Source organism: Variovorax sp. PBS-H4 (assembly GCF_901827205.1).
Taxonomy (GTDB): Bacteria; Pseudomonadota; Gammaproteobacteria; order Burkholderiales; family Burkholderiaceae_C; genus Variovorax.
In genome coordinates, this window is record NZ_LR594675.1 from 1,817,675 (window position 1) to 1,834,238 (window position 16,564).

Annotated in this window: 19 protein-coding genes and 2 pseudogenes; 11 read left to right on the forward strand and 10 right to left on the reverse strand. The window is 66.5% G+C overall.

Going from position 1 to position 16,564, the window contains the following annotated elements; all coding sequences use genetic code 11:
* Positions 1–798: a GntR family transcriptional regulator gene (locus tag E5CHR_RS08670; RefSeq protein WP_174255704.1), complete on the reverse strand. Its 798-nt coding sequence runs from the start codon at positions 796–798 to the stop codon at positions 1–3.
* A 101-nt stretch (positions 799–899) separates the two neighbouring features.
* Here E5CHR_RS08670 and E5CHR_RS08675 point away from each other — a divergent pair, with 101 nt between their 5' ends.
* The 9 genes and pseudogenes from E5CHR_RS08675 (at position 900) to E5CHR_RS08715 (ending at position 8,174) form a co-directional block, all read left to right on the forward strand.
* Positions 900–1,772, forward strand: a complete 873-nt coding sequence (locus E5CHR_RS08675; protein WP_162579311.1) for an isocitrate lyase/PEP mutase family protein — start codon at positions 900–902, stop codon at positions 1,770–1,772.
* Complete coding sequence (gene leuC, locus E5CHR_RS08680; protein WP_162579312.1) at positions 1,772–3,175, forward strand: 3-isopropylmalate dehydratase large subunit; 1,404 nt, start codon at positions 1,772–1,774, stop codon at positions 3,173–3,175. Before E5CHR_RS08675 ends, leuC begins: the two co-directional genes overlap by 1 nt.
* Positions 3,172–3,801 (forward strand): 3-isopropylmalate dehydratase small subunit, encoded by a 630-nt coding sequence (gene leuD, locus E5CHR_RS08685; protein WP_174255705.1) that lies wholly within the window; start codon positions 3,172–3,174, stop codon positions 3,799–3,801. Before leuC ends, leuD begins: the two co-directional genes overlap by 4 nt.
* 14 nt (positions 3,802–3,815) lie before the next feature.
* Entirely contained in the window at positions 3,816–4,976 is a 1,161-nt protein-coding gene (locus tag E5CHR_RS08690) for a 2-methylaconitate cis-trans isomerase PrpF family protein (protein ID WP_232062002.1), read from the forward strand.
* A gap of 35 nt (positions 4,977–5,011) precedes the next feature.
* Positions 5,012–5,983 (forward strand): Bug family tripartite tricarboxylate transporter substrate binding protein, encoded by a 972-nt coding sequence (locus E5CHR_RS08695; protein ID WP_162579313.1) that lies wholly within the window; start codon positions 5,012–5,014, stop codon positions 5,981–5,983.
* 77 nt (positions 5,984–6,060) lie between these two features.
* Complete coding sequence (locus tag E5CHR_RS32115) at positions 6,061–6,390, forward strand: hypothetical protein (RefSeq protein WP_232062003.1); 330 nt, start codon at positions 6,061–6,063, stop codon at positions 6,388–6,390.
* Positions 6,391–6,433: 43 nt separating this feature from the next.
* Positions 6,434–7,168 (forward strand): Sua5/YciO/YrdC/YwlC family protein, encoded by a 735-nt coding sequence (locus E5CHR_RS08705; RefSeq protein ID WP_162579314.1) that lies wholly within the window; start codon positions 6,434–6,436, stop codon positions 7,166–7,168.
* Between the two features lie 81 nt (positions 7,169–7,249).
* Positions 7,250–7,672, forward strand: a pseudogene (locus E5CHR_RS32120) (Bug family tripartite tricarboxylate transporter substrate binding protein); the annotation flags it as partial.
* A 13-nt stretch (positions 7,673–7,685) separates the two neighbouring features.
* Complete coding sequence (locus E5CHR_RS08715) at positions 7,686–8,174, forward strand: Bug family tripartite tricarboxylate transporter substrate binding protein (RefSeq protein ID WP_162579315.1); 489 nt, start codon at positions 7,686–7,688, stop codon at positions 8,172–8,174.
* A gap of 75 nt (positions 8,175–8,249) precedes the next feature.
* On the opposite strand, the gene E5CHR_RS08720 is transcribed toward E5CHR_RS08715, so the two are convergent.
* The 3 genes from E5CHR_RS08720 to phnA form a co-directional block, all read right to left on the reverse strand.
* Positions 8,250–9,929, reverse strand: coding sequence for a Na/Pi cotransporter family protein (locus E5CHR_RS08720; protein ID WP_162579316.1), 1,680 nt, complete (start codon positions 9,927–9,929; stop codon positions 8,250–8,252).
* A gap of 9 nt (positions 9,930–9,938) precedes the next feature.
* On the reverse strand, positions 9,939–10,919 hold the full coding sequence (locus E5CHR_RS08725; protein WP_162579317.1) for a Bug family tripartite tricarboxylate transporter substrate binding protein: 981 nt from the start codon (positions 10,917–10,919) through the stop codon (positions 9,939–9,941).
* A 64-nt stretch (positions 10,920–10,983) separates the two neighbouring features.
* On the reverse strand, positions 10,984–12,210 hold the full coding sequence (gene phnA / locus E5CHR_RS08730; protein ID WP_162579318.1) for a phosphonoacetate hydrolase: 1,227 nt from the start codon (positions 12,208–12,210) through the stop codon (positions 10,984–10,986).
* Positions 12,211–12,295: 85 nt separating this feature from the next.
* Between phnA and E5CHR_RS08735 the strand changes: the two genes are divergently transcribed.
* Positions 12,296–13,228, forward strand: a complete 933-nt coding sequence (locus E5CHR_RS08735; RefSeq protein ID WP_162579319.1) for a LysR substrate-binding domain-containing protein — start codon at positions 12,296–12,298, stop codon at positions 13,226–13,228.
* Positions 13,229–13,445: 217 nt separating this feature from the next.
* On the opposite strand, the gene E5CHR_RS08740 is transcribed toward E5CHR_RS08735, so the two are convergent.
* From E5CHR_RS08740 to E5CHR_RS08750, 3 genes are all read right to left on the reverse strand, one after another.
* Complete coding sequence (locus E5CHR_RS08740; RefSeq protein ID WP_162579320.1) at positions 13,446–13,637, reverse strand: hypothetical protein; 192 nt, start codon at positions 13,635–13,637, stop codon at positions 13,446–13,448.
* A 164-nt stretch (positions 13,638–13,801) separates the two neighbouring features.
* Positions 13,802–13,990, reverse strand: coding sequence for a hypothetical protein (locus E5CHR_RS08745; RefSeq protein ID WP_162579321.1), 189 nt, complete (start codon positions 13,988–13,990; stop codon positions 13,802–13,804).
* A gap of 13 nt (positions 13,991–14,003) precedes the next feature.
* A complete protein-coding gene (locus tag E5CHR_RS08750) occupies positions 14,004–14,171 on the reverse strand; it encodes a hypothetical protein (RefSeq protein WP_162579322.1) in 168 nt (55 codons plus the stop codon).
* Positions 14,172–14,287: 116 nt separating this feature from the next.
* Between E5CHR_RS08750 and E5CHR_RS08755 the strand changes: the two genes are divergently transcribed.
* The gene (locus tag E5CHR_RS08755; RefSeq protein WP_162579323.1) at positions 14,288–14,770 is read left to right on the forward strand and encodes a hypothetical protein; all 483 of its coding nucleotides are present in this window, start codon (positions 14,288–14,290) and stop codon (positions 14,768–14,770) included.
* A 24-nt stretch (positions 14,771–14,794) separates the two neighbouring features.
* Here the strand turns inward: E5CHR_RS08755 and E5CHR_RS08760 are convergent, their stop codons facing one another.
* The 3 genes and pseudogenes from E5CHR_RS08760 to E5CHR_RS32065 all read right to left on the reverse strand — a co-directional run.
* Positions 14,795–15,052 carry a hypothetical protein gene (locus E5CHR_RS08760; protein ID WP_162579324.1) on the reverse strand — a complete coding sequence of 86 codons (258 nt, stop codon included), beginning with the start codon at positions 15,050–15,052 and terminating at the stop codon, positions 14,795–14,797.
* 67 nt (positions 15,053–15,119) lie between these two features.
* Complete coding sequence (locus tag E5CHR_RS31685; protein WP_332061345.1) at positions 15,120–15,626, reverse strand: GTP-binding protein; 507 nt, start codon at positions 15,624–15,626, stop codon at positions 15,120–15,122.
* A 33-nt stretch (positions 15,627–15,659) separates the two neighbouring features.
* A pseudogene (locus tag E5CHR_RS32065) lies at positions 15,660–16,497 on the reverse strand (ATP-binding cassette domain-containing protein); the annotation flags it as partial.
* Positions 16,498–16,564: the final 67 nt, after the last annotated feature.

The following is a 16,564-nucleotide window of genomic DNA, read 5'->3' on the forward strand; positions in this document are numbered from 1 at the left end:
TCACCGCGGCGCGTCCAGCACGATCTGCCCGGCCGTCAGCGTATTCACGGTCGCGCCGGCAATCTCCATCATGATGCTCGCGCGGTCTGCGGCCATGTAGGCGGTCAAGTGCAGAACGGGACGTTCGTCCATGTCGTGCATCAACCGCACCAGCTTCAATAGCGGCGCACCCACCTCGGTCTGGATCAGTGCGGCTCGCTGCGGGTCGCTCACCGTCGCGCTGAACTCCTGCACCACGCGGCCGAACTGCACGCCCTGCATCATCAGGATCTCGTAGAGCGCCTTCTTCTTGAGCGCAGTGGCGGTGACGCGGCGGCCGACGGCCGCGGGCACCCACGCATCCGTCAGCATTGCCGGCTGGCCGTTGCGATTGGATCGAATGCGCAGCGCGTGGACCGCCTTCTCGCCGGGCACAATCTGCAGCAGCCTCGCCACATCGGCCGGCGGTGGGGCCTGCTCGACCTCGAGCACGCGGACGATCGTCTCGATCGCCGTCTGGCGCAGGCTGTCGATCACGCTGAGGCTGGGCATCGGCCGCATCTGCCCGGGCTCGCCCCGCACGAAGGTGCCGCGGCCATGCCGGCGCTCGACCAGGCCCTGCGCCGCCAGGTCCCCCAGTGCGCGCCGCACGGTAATGCGCGAGACGCCGAATCGCTCGCAGAGCGCTTCCTCGTTAGGCAACGCGCCGCCCGGAAACAGCCCCCGCGAAATCTCGTCGCGCAGCACCAGGTAGATCTGCCGGTGCAAGGCGGTGCCGCGTGCCCCGTTCATCGGCGTGGTTCCAGTCGACAAGTTCATGGCCGGAGCATAACTTCTTGACTTGTTGTTATGTTGTGATAGTCTTAGAACAACTAACTGTTTGACACCGCCCGATTCACCGCGCTTAGAGACCGCCGCCCATGACCCTGCACACCTCCCTTCGCGAACTGCTCGCCGCGCCCGGCATGCTCATCGCCCCTGGCGCCTACGACGGCATCGGCGCACGGCTGATCGAGCAGGCGGGCTTCAGCGCCGTGTACATGACCGGGGCCGGCACGGCGGCGGCGCGCGGCTATCCCGACTTCGGCTTGCTCGACATGGGCGAGATGGTGGCCAACGCCGCCTCGATGGCGCGCGCCATCGGCGTGCCGCTGATCGCAGATGCCGACACCGGTTACGGCAATGAGCTGAACGTGACGCGTACGGTGCGCGAATACGAATCGCGCGGCGTCGCCGCGATCCACATCGAGGACCAGGTCTCGCCCAAGCGCTGCGGCCACCTGGACGGCAAGGAAGTGGTCTCGCGCGCGGAATTCGTCTCCAAGATCCGCGCCGCGGCCGATGCGCGACGCACGAAGGAGTTCGTGATCATCGCGCGCACCGATGCGCGCGCCATGTTGAGCCTGGACGAGGCCATCTGGCGCGGCAACGCGGCGCTCGATGCCGGTGCCGACCTGGTCTTCGTCGAAGCCACCCAGTCGCTCGAAGAAGTGGCGGCGGTGCCCAAGGCCGTGAAGGGGCCGTGCCTGCTCAACGTGGTCCCGGGCGGGCGCACGCCGAACTTCGACCTTCGCGAAGCCGAGGCCATGGGCTACAAGCTCGCGATCCTGCCCGGCCTGATGCTGGCCGCCGCGATCCAGGCCGGCGATGCGGCGCTGGCCCAGCTCAAGGCCACGCACAAGGCACCCGAGGTCACGCAGAACGTGGCCCAGACCTTCCGCCGCTTCGGCGCCGACGAGTGGGATGCACTGCGCCAGCGCTTCAACGCCGGCGCCGCGATGGAAGCCAAGTGATGGCTGGCCGCACGCTCTTCGACAAGATCTGGGACGCCCATGTCATCCGCGACCTGGGCGATGGCTGGGCGCTGCTCCACATCGATCGTCACCTGCTGCATGACTTGTCCGGGCCGCCGGCACTCGCCGAGGTGACGGCGCGCGGCCTGCCGGTGCATGACCCGGCACTGGTCTTTGCGACGCCCGACCACGCGGTGTCGAGCCGGCCCGGGCGCAACGGCCTGACCTACGCGCCGGGCGGCAAGCTGTGGACCGCGCTGCGCGACCGTACCCGATCTGCCGGCGTGCGCCTGTTCGACCTGGGCGAGCCGGGGCAAGGCATCGTGCACGTCATGGGCCCGGAGTTGGGCATCGTGCTGCCGGGCCTCACCGTGGTTTGCGGTGACAGCCACACCTGCACCAATGGTGCGCTGGGTGCGATGGCCTTCGGCATCGGCTCGTCGGAGAGCACGCATGCCCTGGCCACGCAGACGCTGCGCCAGCAGAAGCCGCGGCGCATGCGCATCCGCTGCAACGGCAGCCTGCGTTCGGGCGTCACCGCCAAGGACCTCGCGCTGCACATCATCGGCAAGCTGGGTGCTGCGGCCGGCGTGGGCCACGCGATCGAGTACGCGGGCAGCGCCATCGAGGCCATGGAAGTCGAGGCCCGTCTCACGCTGTGCAACCTGACGGTGGAACTCGGCGCGCGCTGCGGCATGGTGGCGCCTGACCCGCGCACCTTCGACTACTTGCGTGGCCGTTCCTTCGCGCCGCAGGGCGAAGCTTTCGACGCGGCCGTTGCGCAATGGCGGCTTCTGGCCAGCGATGCCGATGCCGTCTTCGATCGCGAAGAGTCCATCGACGTCTCGCTCATTCGGCCCACGATCACCTGGGGCACGAGCCCCGAGCACGCCATTGCCATCGACGCGCGCGTGCCCGATCCGCAAGCAGTGGCCGATCCCGCGCAGCGTGACACGCTGGCGGCTGCGCTCGACTACATGGGCCTGAGGGCAGGGCAGCCCATTGCCGGCACGCCGGTCGACTGGGTGTTCATCGGCTCGTGCGCCAACTCGCGCATCACCGACCTGCGTGCTGCCGCCGAGGTGGCGCGCGGCAGGCAGGTGGCGCCGGGCGTCACGGCTTGGGTGGTTCCCGGCTCCGAGAACGTCAAGCGTGCAGCGGAAGCCGAAGGCCTGCGCGAGGTGTTCGAAGCCGCCGGCTTTGCCTGGCGCGAGCCGGGCTGCAGCATGTGCGTGGCGGCCAACGGCGAGCAGGTGCCGCCGCAGAAGCGGTCGGTGTCGACGTCCAACCGGAACTTCGTCGGGCGGCAGGGGCCGGGGGCGCGCACGCACCTGGCGAGTCCGGCGATGGCGGCTGCTGCGGCGATTGCCGGTTGTATTGCGGATGTCGGGAGCATCGCATGACCATTCCCCCCTTCACCATCGTCACCGGACCGGCCCCCTACCTGCCGCGCGCCAACATCGACACCGACGTCATCATCCGCATCGAGCGCCTGACCTCGCTCCCCAAGGAGCAACTCGGCCCCTACGCGATGGAGGCCTTGCGCTACCGCGCCGATGGCAGCGATGACCCCGATTTCATCCTCAACCGGCCCACCTTCCGAGGCGCACCGATCCTGCTGGCCGGCGACAACTTCGGCTGCGGCTCCTCGCGCGAGGGCGCAGTGTGGGCGCTGCAGGGCATCGGCGTGCGCTGCGTCATCGCGCCGAGCTTCGGCGACATCTTCTACAGCAACTGCTTCCAGAACGGCGTGTTGCCGATCCGCCTGCCGGCGCCCGACGTCGAGGCACTCGCCGTGGCCTGCGCCGAAGGAGCCCCGCTCACGGTCGATCTCGAACGGCGCATGTTGATCGCGCCCTCGGGCGCGCAGGTGGCGTTCACCATCGACCCGCTGCGCCGCGAAGCCTTGCTCCATGGCCTGGACGACATCGGACTCACGCTGCGCGACGAAGCCCTCATCCGCACCTGGCAGCAGGCCGACCGCGTGCAGCGCCCCTGGGCCTGGCCGCCTGCGCCCGCAGCCTGCTGAAGGAGACGACATCGATGCCCACCGACACCGTCATGGAACAGGAAGAAGTGCGCTGCGTGCTGATGCGCGGCGGCACCAGCAAGGCGCTGTTCTTCCACGAGGCCGACTTGCCGCCGGCCGGCGCGGCACGCGACCGCCTGCTCAAGCGCGCCATGGGCTCGCCCGACGTGCTGCAGATCGACGGCCTGGGCGGCTCCCGCCTGGTGACCTCGAAGGTGGCGATCATCCGGCGCTCCGAGCGCGCCGATGCGGATGTCGACTACACCTTTGCGCAGATCGACGTGGAGCGCGACATCGTCGGCTATGACGCCAACTGCGGGAATATCTCGTCGGCCGTCGCGCCCTTCGCCATCGACGAGGGGCTGGTCGAGGCGACCGAGCCGCTGACCACCGTGCGCATCCACAACACCAACACCGGCACCCTGCTGGTGTCGAAGGTGCCGGTGAAGAACGGCAGGGCGCGCTTGCTCGGCGACTGCGCCATCGCGGGCGTGCCGGGCACCGGTGCCGAGATCCTCATGGACTACGGCGGCACCATCGGTGCCAAGACCGGCAAGCTGCTGCCGACGGGGCAGGTCACCGATTTCGTCACGCTCGAGGACGGCCGGCGTATCGAGGTCTCGGTGGTCGACGCGGCGACCCCTTGCGTCTTCATCGCCGCCGGCTCGCTCGGCCTCACTGGCAGCGAGCTGCCGCCGGCGATCTCTGCCGACCGCGTGCTCATCGAGACCATCGGCGAACTCCAGTGCAAGGCGGGCGAGCGCATCGGCCTCTATGCACACTGGGACGATGTTCATCTGCCCGGCCTGCCGCTCGCGGTGATCGTCGCGCCGCCGGCCGACTATGTCGATGTGAACAAGGCGACGGTGAAGGCGAGCGACTGCGACCTGCGCGCGCGCCTCGTGTTCCTCGGCAAGTGCCACGACAGCATGGCCGGCACCGGCTCGATATGCACTGCTGCGGCTTCGCGCGTGCCCGGCACGCTGGTCAGCCAGGCCGTCGGAGCGAGCACCACGAGCGACACGCTGCGCATCGGCCATCCGCTCGGCGTCATGGCGGTGAAGGTGGTTGCGCAGCCCGATGCCGAACCTGCACGCACCGCCTTCTCGGCCCTCGGGCTCACGCGCACGGCGCGCCGCCTGATGGCCGGCACCGTGTACGTGCCGGTCGCCTAAGCGCCCCGATTCCTTACAAGCACGGAGACAATCCCATGAAATTCGCCTTCGCGACCGCGCTCGCGTTCACCTGCATCGCAGCACATGGCCAGGGGCAAGCGCAAGGCGCCCTTCCCGACAAGCCATTGCGCATCGTCGTCGGCTACCCGGCAGGACAGACCGTGGACATCGTGGCGCGCAACTTCGCCGCCGCCCTCGGCAAGGAGATCGGCCAGCCGGTGATCGTGGACAACCGGCCCGGCGCCAACGGCAGCCTCGGCGCGCAGGAGGTGAAGAGGAGCGCACCCGACGGCAGCACGCTGCTGCTGGGCACGCTGGGGCAGATGGCCATCAACCCGACGCTGTACAAGAAGCTGCCCTACGACACGCTGAAGGATTTCACGCCGGTCTCGCAGGTCAGCACGGGCGCGTTGCTGCTCGTCGCCACGCCCACCTTCGCGCCCAACAACCTGCAGGAACTCATCGCGTACGCCAAGGCGCGACCGGGCAAGGTGGACTTCGCTTCCGGAGGCAATGGCATCACCGCCCACCTGGCGATGGTGGTGCTGGAGAAGCAGGCGGGGCTGCAGCTCAACCATATCCCCTACAAGGGCTCGCCCGCTGCCGTGACCGACGTCATGGGCGGCCAGGTGCCGATCATGTTCGACGCGCTGGCGGCCACCTTGCCGCAAGTCAAGACGGGCAAGCTGAAGCCACTGGCGATCTCCAGTCTCAAGCGCAATGCCCAGTTGCCGAACGTGCCCACCCTCGACGAGCAAGGCTTGAAGGGCTTCGACATCAGCTCGTGGGTCGGCTTCCTCGCACCTGCGGGCACGCCTGCAGCCACCATCGATGCGCTGAACGCCGCGATCCGGCGGGTGGCTGCCAACCCCGGCGTCCAGGAATCCATCCGTGCCACCGGCGGCGAGCTGGAGATCACGAGCCCGGCCGAGTTTGGCCGCTTCCTTCGGGCCGAGGTGAAGAAATGGGGCGCCGCGGTGGTCGACAGCGGCGTTCAGATCGATTGAGGTTTCTCGACGCGGTGACGGCCGCGACGCATCTGCCGACCGCGCCTTTCCGATCCCAAGACAAAGGAGACATGAAGATGATGAAGAGCTTGTTTCGACCCGCGTGGCGCGGCCTCGGGCACGCCGGCCGGCGGCTGCGCCCGTGCATGGCCGCGCTGGCCGGAGTGGCTGCCGCAGCGGCGGCGGGCCTTCCGCTCGGCGCTGCCGCGGCCGATTGGAAGCCGGACCACCCGGTGACGATGGTGGTGCCCTACGCGGCGGGCGGTGGCACCGATGCACAAGCGCGGGTGGTGGCCAAGGAGCTGTCGCAGCTCTGGGGCCAGCCTGTCGTGGTCGAGAACCTCGATGAACACGGTGGCCACGCCACTCCCGCCGCGGGCCGGGATGCCGCCGGCATCTCGAATTGACGCACTGAACGCACTGAAACCACCGACACCCCAAGGAGCAGACATGAGCAGACTCGACATTGCCGGCGACGCCCGGCGCACCATCGATGTGATCCGTAACGGCGGCATCGCCATCGTGCCCAATGACACCGGCTACGCCTGCTGCGGTTCCTCCATGGATCCCCTGAAGAAGATCTACGACACCAAGCGCCGCGGCAGCCACAAGCGCAACGCGATGGCTGCCGACCTCGAGACGCAGCGCGAGCTGCACACGCTTGCGCCTCGGGCGCAGCAGATGGTGGAGGCGCTCGTCGTCGACCACGACCTGCCCCTGGGCGTGGTCGGCACGTTCCGGCACGACCACCCGTTGATCCGCAAGCTGGACGACGACGCCATCAAGGCGAGCACGGCGGTCGGCACGATCGGCACGCTGGTCAATGCAGGCGTCTTCCACGCAGAGCTGTGCCGCCTGAGCCGCGAGGAAGTCGTGCCGCTGTTCGGCTCGTCGGCCAACCTGTCGGGGACCGGCACTCGGTTCAGCGTCGAGGACATTCCAGATGAACTCAAGCAGATCGCCGACATCACCATCGACTACGGCCTGCGCCGCTATCACATCTACCGCCGGGCAGGCACGCTGATCAACTTCGAGACCATGGAGGTGATCCGCATCGGCGCCTGCTATGAACTGATCTCGGGCGTTCTCAAGCGCTGGTTCGATGTCGAGCTGCCGCCGGACCCGGGCGTCGAGGCGCTGCCCTCCGGGCACCTCAACGAGTTCGCATTGAAGAACGTCCAGTAGGTAGCGGCCATGCGCGCAGCGCTCTTCGATCCTCGGCGCCGTTCCGTGCTTGCCGGCGGCGCAGCCGCTATCGCGATGGCGATGCTGGGCGGCCGTGCCCAGGCGCAAGCCTGGCCGGGCAAGCCGGTGCGCCTGCTGCTCGGCTACACCCCGGGCGGTTCCTCCGACATCCTGGCGCGCGAGCTCTCGGTGCCGCTGGGAAAGCTGCTGGGCCAGCCCGTGGTGGTCGACTACAAGCCCGGCGCGAGCGGCACCATTGCCGCGGCCGAGGTGGCGCGGTCCGCGCCCGACGGCTACACGCTCGGCCTGCTCGACAACGCGCCGCTGACCATCGTGCCCTCGCTGCGCAACCCGGGCTACGATCCGGTGGCCGGTTTCACGGCGGTCGCGATGGCGACCCAGTTGCCGCAGGTGCTCGTGGTGCCGGCGGGCAGCGGCATTCGCAGCACGCACGATTTGGTCGAGGCGATGCGCAAGGAGCCCGGCAAGCTGAGCTATGCGTCGGGCGGCGCCGGCAGTGTCAGCCATCTTGCCGGCGAACTGTTCAAGCTGCGCACGGGAACCCTTCGCGCTGCATGTGCCCTACCGTGGCGCCGTCCCCGCGATCACCGCGCTGATCGCCGGCGACGTGCAATTCGCCTTCCTGACCTACACGGGCACCTCCTCCTTCATCGCCAGCGGCAGGCTGCGGGCGATCGGTGTCAGCTCGCTGCAGCGGCTGCCCGCGATGCCGGACGTGCCGACCGTTGCCGAGGGCGGCGTGCCGAACTTCGATGCGCCGGGCTGGTTCGCGCTCATGGGGCCCGCGGGCCTGCCGCCGGCCGTGACCGCGACGCTGCGCAAGGCGCTGGCCGAGGTGCTCGCCACGCCAGCGTTGGTCGCGCGCATGCAGGAGCTCGGCCAGACAGCGCTCATCGGCCAGACGGATGTGGCGCGCACCATTGCCAACGAACTGGCGATGTGGAAGCAACTCGTCGCCCAGAGAAAGATCGTCATCGACGGATGAGTCCGTCCTGGGCCTGTCGGCGCGCGGTGCCGTGCTGCCCGTCGTGCCGGTGTTCAATGTCAATGCCTGGGGCACTCAAGACGCGGCTTCGGGAGCAGCTCGAGGGGTACAGGCTGCCGGCCGGCCCGGCGGGCTGAAAAGGGCCTGGGGCTCGCCGTCCAGAAGAGTCGAGGAGATCGCGCAGATATGAAAGTTGGCGCGTTCCAGATCACTGATCAGGTCGAGGTGCTGTGAGCTGGTCTCGATGCTCTCAGGCGTACCGTCCGTCAAGCGCGCCAGATGGGCATGGCTGCATTCCTTCACACGCTCTCCGTACCTCCGTCGAGCGGCGGCGAGGTTGCGTGCGTCTTGTGGGCTGCGATGGATGAACACTGCCATCGCAAGGTTCAAGTTCGCGAGTGTCAAGGAGTACAACTCTTCGATCTCGCGAAGCCCCGCAGCGGAAAACTGCTTGCCCCCAGCGATGTTGCGTTTCTCGACGCGTTGCAGCAGGCGCTCGATGATGTCGGCCACTTGCTCGAGGTTGATTGCGAAAGTGGCAATCTCCGTCCAGCGCTGGTCATCCTCGGCGCTCAAGGACTTGCGCGAGAGGCGAGTCAGGTAGTGCTTGATGCCCGAACACAGCGCGTCGACCTCGTCGTCCATCCCCTTCATCTGGCGGGCGAGCGCTGAATCACTCTGCTGGATTGCGCGAAGGCTCCCCCGAATCATTGTCTCGACGAGATCCGCTTCATGGATCGCTTCGCGAGCTGCGCACGAGATGGCCAAGCTCGGCAAGGACAGCGAATCCGCATGAAGGCGCAGCGGACGGCCTTCGTGCGCGACGTCGGATCGATCGCGCAGCAAGAGCTGAATGACCGCTGAGAACTTCTCCGTGAAGCACAAGCAGAGCAATGCCACCGCGACGTTGAACGCCAGATGAAAGCCGACGACGACAGTGCCGTGCGAGAGGCTCGACGCTTCGGCGACGTCCAGCCATAGCGCGGTGAACGGCGCGAACAACGCGACGCCACAGACCTTGAAGAGCAGGTTGCCCAATGGCAGCCTTCGTTCTTCGACGCTGCAGCGCGAAGCGTTCAGGACGGCCAGCAGCCCACTGCCGAGATTGGCGCCGAGCACGAGGCCGATGCCGGCCGACGTCGATACGGCACCGGTCGCCGCGAGCGTGCCTGTGAGAATCACGATGGCAAGGCTCGAATAGGCAGACACGGTGAGTGCTGCACCCACGGTGATCAGGAGCAGTGGATCGCCGCTGACCGAGCCGAGCAGCGATCGCGTCACGGCCGAACCGGTCAGGGCCGATGTCGATGTGCCGATGAGGTGCAGTGCCCACAGCATGAGGCCGACCCCGATCAGGCATTTGCCGAGATGACCCGTCGTGCTTCCTTTTCGCGCCCTGCAAAGGGGAACACCCACCAGGAGGAAGAGGGGCGACATCCACGACAAGTCGAACGAGAAGATCAGTGCCATCACGCTCGTTCCCACATCGGCACCCAACATGAGAGCCAGGGCAAGGGGGAGGCTCAGGATTCGCTGCCCCACGAAGCCCGACACGATCAGCGCAGTCGCCATGCTGGACTGGAGCACAGCGGTGATGGCAAAGCCGGAACCCGCCGCGGTGACCCGGTTTCCAGCAGCGCGCGCGAGCATGTACCGCAGACGGGTACCCGAAGCCTTCAGCAGCGACGAGCGCATCACGCCGCTGGCCCAGATCAGCAGAGCGATCGCAGCGAGCAAGTTCAGGAGCTGCGTCATCGTCGCCGATCACTCCATCTTGACGCCAGCGGCACGCACCACGTCGCCCCAGGCGCGCGTCTCGCTCGCCATGAAGCGCGCGAAGTCTGCCGCACTGCCGCCGCCGGGTTCCGCCCCGTCGTCCGCAAGGGCCCTGCGCACCGCCGGTCGCTGCAGTGCAGCGAGGGTCGCCTCGGTCAACTTGTCGATCACGGCCTTGGGCGTCTTCGCCGGCGCGAGAAGGCCCGCCCACGACGTGACGGAGAATGATTTGAGACCTCCTTCCTTCATCGTCGGAAGGTTGGGTGCCGCGGAAGAGCGCTCGTCGGAGGTCACGGCCAAGCCCTTCAGCTTGCCACCCTTCACATGTCCAATGGCGCTAGGGATGGTTTCGAAGGCGAATTGCACCTCGTTCGACATCACAGCCAGCATCGCCGGCCCGCCGCCCTTGTAGGGCACATGGGTGGCTTCCACGCCGGTCATCGACTTGTACATCTCGCCAGCAAGGTGGCCCGGCGAACCGGTGCCGGCGGAGGAGAAATGCAAGTTATCCGAATTGGCCTTGGTGTAGGCGATGAACTCCTGCAGATTGTTTGCAGGCACCTGAGGCGCTGCCATGAGCAGCAGAGGGTATTTGGCCACCAGCATGATCGGCTCGAAGCTCTTCACCGGGTCGAACTTGAGATTCGAGTAGAGGTTCGGGTTGATCGACTGGCTGCTGAGGGTGGCCATGAAGATGACGTGGCCGTCGGGCGCCGCGCTCGCCGCCAGCTCGGCCGCAAGGTTGCCCGCTGCGCCAGGCCGGTTGTCGACGATGACCGACTGTCCGAGCGTCTCGGTCATGGCCTGTGCGAGCACGCGAGCCAGCTTGTCGGTCGACCCCCCGGGTGCGAAGCCGACGACCATGCGCACTGGCTTCGACGGAAAGGCCTGGGCCTTTGCCGGCTGGATGGCGGCCGTCGTCAACGCCAGTGCCAACGCCGCGACCATTCTTAGACGTGGGTATCTCATCGTGTGTCTCCAGATCTTGTCTACTGATGGAAATCCGAAAGCCCGGCGCGCCGCGCCGGCTGCGCTAGCCGAGCTCGTTCAAAGCCAGCGAGAGCACGTCGAAGTTGCGCAGCCCCCGTGTCGGCACGGGGCGCAACTTTCGGTTGAAGAGCAGCGGCACGCGCTGCTCCGACAGGCCGCCATGCGAGCGCAGCGGCACCGTGAGCCCGGAAAGGTCGTGCTTGTCCGACGACGTGCCCAGGACAGTGAGGCGGTGCGACAGCACGACGAGATCGCCGATGCGAGCGGGTGGAAGCTCGAATCGCGCTGCGGCCTGCTCCCGCGTCAGCACTTCCTCGACGCCGTCGATGGCTGCGATCAACTCGGCCATGACAGGGATGCGCGCGGCCTCGGAGACATACACGGTGGCGTAGGAGCCGAGCGCGCCGTGGTGGACAACGTAGGGGTCGGTGATCGGCAGCAGTACGCGGCCCCCCTTGCCGTCTTCGCCGGCGGCGTCCAGCACGTCCTGCAGGAAGATGATGTTGGGACGGCCGAGCGCATCGGTCTTGGCGTTCATGCCGTGGTCGGCCGTGATCGCGATCACCGCACCCAATTCGTCGAGCTGTGCGAGGTAACCGTCCATCATGGCGTAGAAAGCATTGGCGTCCGGCGTGCCGGGGGCGGCCTTGTGCTGCACGTAGTCGGTCGTCGATAGATACATCAAGTCCGGGCGTTCGGTACGCATGAGCATCACGCCCGCTGCAAAGACAAACTCGGAGAGGTCCGCGCTGTAGACCGAGGGCAGCGGCCTCCCGGTCCTGGCGACAAGAGAGTCGATGCCGTTCCCCTCGATGGTCGCCTCGTCGGCCTTCTCCGCAGAGAAGCAGATGCCCTTCAGCCGGTGTCCGAGCAGTGACCGCAGCTTGTCCTTGGCCGTGACCACCGCGACCTTCTGGCCGGCTGCCGCCATCTCGGCCAGCACTGTGGGCGCCCAAAGGTACTTGGCGTCGTTCATCAGCACTTCCTTCTGCTGCTCCTGGTCGAAGAAGTAGTTGCCGCAGATGCCGTGAACGCTGGGTGGCACGCCGGTCACGATGGACAGGTTGTTCGGGTTCGTGAAGGAGGGCATGACGCAGTTGCCCGACAGCACCGTTCCTCGCCGCGCAAGTGATTCGAGAAATGGCACGGCCTTCGCCTGAATGGCCTGGTTGATGTAGTCCTGCTCGCAGCCGTCAACGCAGACCACGACGGTGGGCGTGAGAGGCAGGCGATAGGAGCGGTTGTTGACGGTGATCGATGCTGGGTTCATGGACGGGACTCTAAGCCGTCAACATTCCTGACGCCATCGACTAATATTGCTGTTCGTGTGAGAAAAACTGACTAACAAGCCTGCCATGCCGCATTCCATGCCGCCACTCAACGCGTTGCGCGTCTTCGAAGTCGCCGCACGCGCCGGCAGTTTCACCGAGGCTGCACGCGAGCTTCATCTCACGCATGGGGCGGTCAGCCGCCAGATCCAGCTCCTGGAGGCAGCGCTGGGCCAGCCACTCTTTCGAAAGGAAGGCCAGCGCATGGTGGCGACCGAGCATGCAAAGGCCTTTGCACGCGAGATCAGCGCCGCCTTCGACCACATCACCGACGCGTCGACGCGCTACGGAAAATTGCTCACCAGCAAGGTCGTGCGCGTCAACGCGCCCGCGACCTTCGCGATGCGATGGCTCATTCCCAAGCTCGACGAGTTCCGGGCACGCCATCCGAAGACGGAGGTGCGCGTCTCCACGGCCTTCAGCAGTGACCCGATGTTCAAGGGCAGCTTCGACCTCGCCATCAGGCGCTCGCCGGGCGATCTCAGCCAGTTCGAGGTGACGTCGCTGTTCCAGGAATGGAGCACGCCGATCGTGAGCCCGACCCTCGTCAAGAAGCGAGCACCGCGCAGCCCGGGCGACCTGCAATCGCGAACGCTGCTATTCACGGAATCGAGGCCGGGCGACTGGGAAGAATGGCTCAGTGCCGTGGGGCACCGCGAGCTGCGCTCGACACAGCAGCTGCGCTTCGACCACTTCTTTGTCACCCTGCAGGCCATCGTCGACGGAATGGGGTTCGGCATGGGCACGTTTCCGACGCTCTCGGCAGACCGCGAGGCCGGCAGGATCTGTACCCCTTTTGCCGGCCAGCTCGTGCCGGGCAGCACGTACTTCTCGATCGTTCCACTGGACTCGGACAAGCCGAAGCACCTGCGCGAGTTTCAAGCCTGGCTCGAGCAGTGCTCCGCCAGATCGTCCAAGGCGTTCGAAAGCGACTTTGGTACACGGCGGTCCATTCGCTGAGGACCCGCACGCCCAACGGCGCGCCGAGCGTCAAGCCGCTGCCGTTTCCGTACCCTCCAGCGTGTACCTGGCCTCGACCTCCGGAATGTCCAGTGCCCGGCCAGGGACCTCGCCAGCCTCGTGCGCCCGGCTGCAGCAAGACCCGCGGGCCGGGCGTCACGGTGGCGAGGAGGCTCGCTTGTCGGATCGAAGCCGGCAGCGCGCCTCCTGGCGACTTTCAGCCGATCACCAGCATCACCAGGACTGTCGCGACAACCGCCAGGGCGAGGAAGGACAGGTTTCTGCGCCAGCCCGCGGCCAGCTTTTCGCGCTCCTGCTGACGGAGGTCCCAGAGTGCTTCCTGAAGCTGCGAGGGGATGGTGTCGAGCTCTGCCTCAAAGCGGTTGTGATTGCTGATCTTGTTGGCCATGCCGTCGGTTTGCGAGAGTTACGAATGTCGCAAAGTGTAGCAATTCGTTGTACCGACGAGGAGGCAAACACGGCGAATGTGTGAACTTTGTATCTACTTTACCGACCGACAGCCATGCTGAAGCGCCCCAGCGAAGCATCTGGCGAGGGCGCTCGCACAAGCGCCTAGTTGGACAGGGACCTGACGACCGCGCGGACTTCCATCAGATAGTCCGGGGCCGGCGGCGTGTCCTTCAGTTCAGGAATCGGAGAGGCCTGCTGTTCGGCCTGGGCGAGACGCTGCAGGTGATCGATCCATTGATCGCGCGTGAACGAGGGGTGCAGAGCACCCGAGGCTTCGGTTTGGCCCAGCATTTTCGTGGGCACTTCAGAAGCCGAAAAAAGAGACAGTGAGCGCAATCGCCAGCGCGACTGCCCCGACGGACAAGGCTTCGATCAAGCGTTCTCGGAAAGAAACGGTGGGAACTCGGGTGCTCAGGTGCTCCGGCATGAGGCTGCCAGGGACTGTGATTTGGTCTGGGGTGATCGCCTGCACGGGGATTGCTCCATGTCCTACGGTTGTTTCAGAGGGTCACTATAGGGCAAAAGTGCTCCGTATGGGAAAAATTCACATGACTTGATGCGTAGATGCAATACCTAAGTAGTGCATTGATGGAGCACCGCCGCATTCAGGCCAAAACCAACCACGAAGCCGGTTCGTGGACCCGCAAGCACCAAGCCAGCAAGCCCGGCAGGAACGACGAGGCACAAATGAAATCAAGAACACAGGCCAGATATGGACGGCTGTTGAGCAGGGTCGCTGCTGTCTCGACGCTGCTGGCGATCGGATTGCTCAGCATGGAGTTCATGTTTCCGACCGTGCCCGGGGCGCCTTTCTCGTCATCGCCCGACGGGGAGTTTCAGCGACTGCTCCTGGTGGTCGCGGTGATCTTTGCTCTTGCTTCCTTCGCCGGCGCGGTCTTCACGACCTTGCTCGCGTGGCTCGCGAAGTGGAGAGAACGTGAAAAAGACGAGCCTTTTGCGCGCGATGCCCGCTTCGGCCTGAGCCCGGAGCCGGCGAATGAGCGGCTGCGCGCCCTGAGGGCCGTGGCATTGGAAGAAATCTCGGTTCGAGAGCCCGGACATTCGTCCTGAGCCCTGTTGCCGGGGCGGCAAGGGTCAGTCCGGAACGAACCGCGCCTTGAACCTTGCAATGTCATCGGCCTGTTCCAAGGTCACGAGCTGGCCCATCTTGCCATCTGCGAGGCGGCAGGCGGCGAACAGGCTGTAGCGGCCCTTCAGGTCGTAGCTCGGGAGGTCGATCAGCGCGTAGGGCTGGGGCACGAATACCTGGTGTTCGAACACGACCCGGTGCACGTTGCGTGGCGAGGGAAAGAGCTTGTAGTCGGTGGTCTCGAAGGACCTTGCAGTAGCCATGTCCGCGATTCTCGCTGCAGCGAACAACGCGCGCGCTGTTCGTTTCTGAACCTCGATCGCCTTGCAGTCAGGCCGATGCGGCGAAGACTGCCTCCAATGCTGACAGGGGCAAGCGTCCCCGCAAGCCGATCGCCACCACGGCCGCGCCTTCCGCCGGCGCATCGGCCTTGCGCAGCGCGCCGTGCCGCCCCGCGAACTGGATTTCCGACCAGGTGGCCTCGCCGGTGCGCAGCACGCCTTTCAGGCGCAGCAGACCGGTCGGCGTGTCGCGCAGCCAGGCGCGCAGCATGTCCGCGTCGAAGACCTGCCCCGGCTGGCAGGACCAGGTGTCGAACAGCTCGCCGTGGTCGTGCGCTGCGCGATCGTGGTCGGCATGATCCTCATGGGTACAGCTTGCATCCGCGCAGCCGCCGGCCTTGAAAGTCGCAGGCAATGACATGCCTTCGCGCAACATCCTCGGCAGCCTCGACTGCGAGGTCTCGTACTGCGGCAAGCGGCCCGCGACGGACGACACCCATTGGCGAACGCGGGCCAGCTCGTCTTTCGTCACGCTGTCCACCTTGTTGATCACCACCAGGTCGGCCGCCCTGAGCTGTCGCTCGAGCGTGAGCTTGATGCGATGCGCCGCGCGCCGGCGCCCGCCGCTGACCGGCGGCACCGCCGACATCAGCGCTACGCTGTAGGGATGCAACGGGCGCGCGAAGAAGCTGCGACGCGGCGCGCGCTCGACGATCTGGCCCGGGTACATCACGGCGATGTCGTCGCAGATGTGCTCCACCACCGCCATGTCGTGCGAGATGAAGAGGTAGGTCAGGCCAGCTCGCGCTGCAGGCGCACCAGCAGGTTGAGGATCTGCGCGCGGATCGCGATGTCGAGCGCGGACACCGGCTCGTCGCATACCACCAGCTCAGGGTTGGTGGCGAGGGCCCGCGCGATGTTGATGCGCTGGCGCTGCCCGCCCGAGAACTGGTGCGGAAAGAGCTGCTGCTGCTGCTTCGGCCGCAGGCCCACGGCCTCGAAGAGGTCGGCGACGCGCTGCGTGCGCTCGGCCGGCGTGCCGATCTTCATCAGCTCCAGCGGTGCGCGCACCGCGGCGCCGGCGCGCTCGCGTGGGTTGAGGGAGGAGAAGGGGTCCTGGAAGATGATCTGCATGCGCGAGCGTGCCTGGCGCAACGCCGCACCCTCCAGTGTGCTGAGCTGGGTGTCCCCCAATTGCACATGGCCGCCGGTGATCGGCGCGAGCCGCATCACTGCAAGGGCGGTGGTGGTCTTGCCGGAGCCGGATCGCCGACCACGGCGAGCGTGCTGCCGCGGCGGACCTGGAAGGACACTCCGTCGACCGCTTTCACCACTTCGGCGGGGCGGCCCCAGGCGGGTGTGCCGCGGAGGAAGTGGACTTTGAGGTCGTTGACTGAGAGGAGGGTGTCGGTGCCCATGAAGGTCATTGAGTGATCTCTCTCGCTGCGACTTGTGGGGTAGGTCTTGCTCCCTCTCCCTCTCCCTCTTCATCGC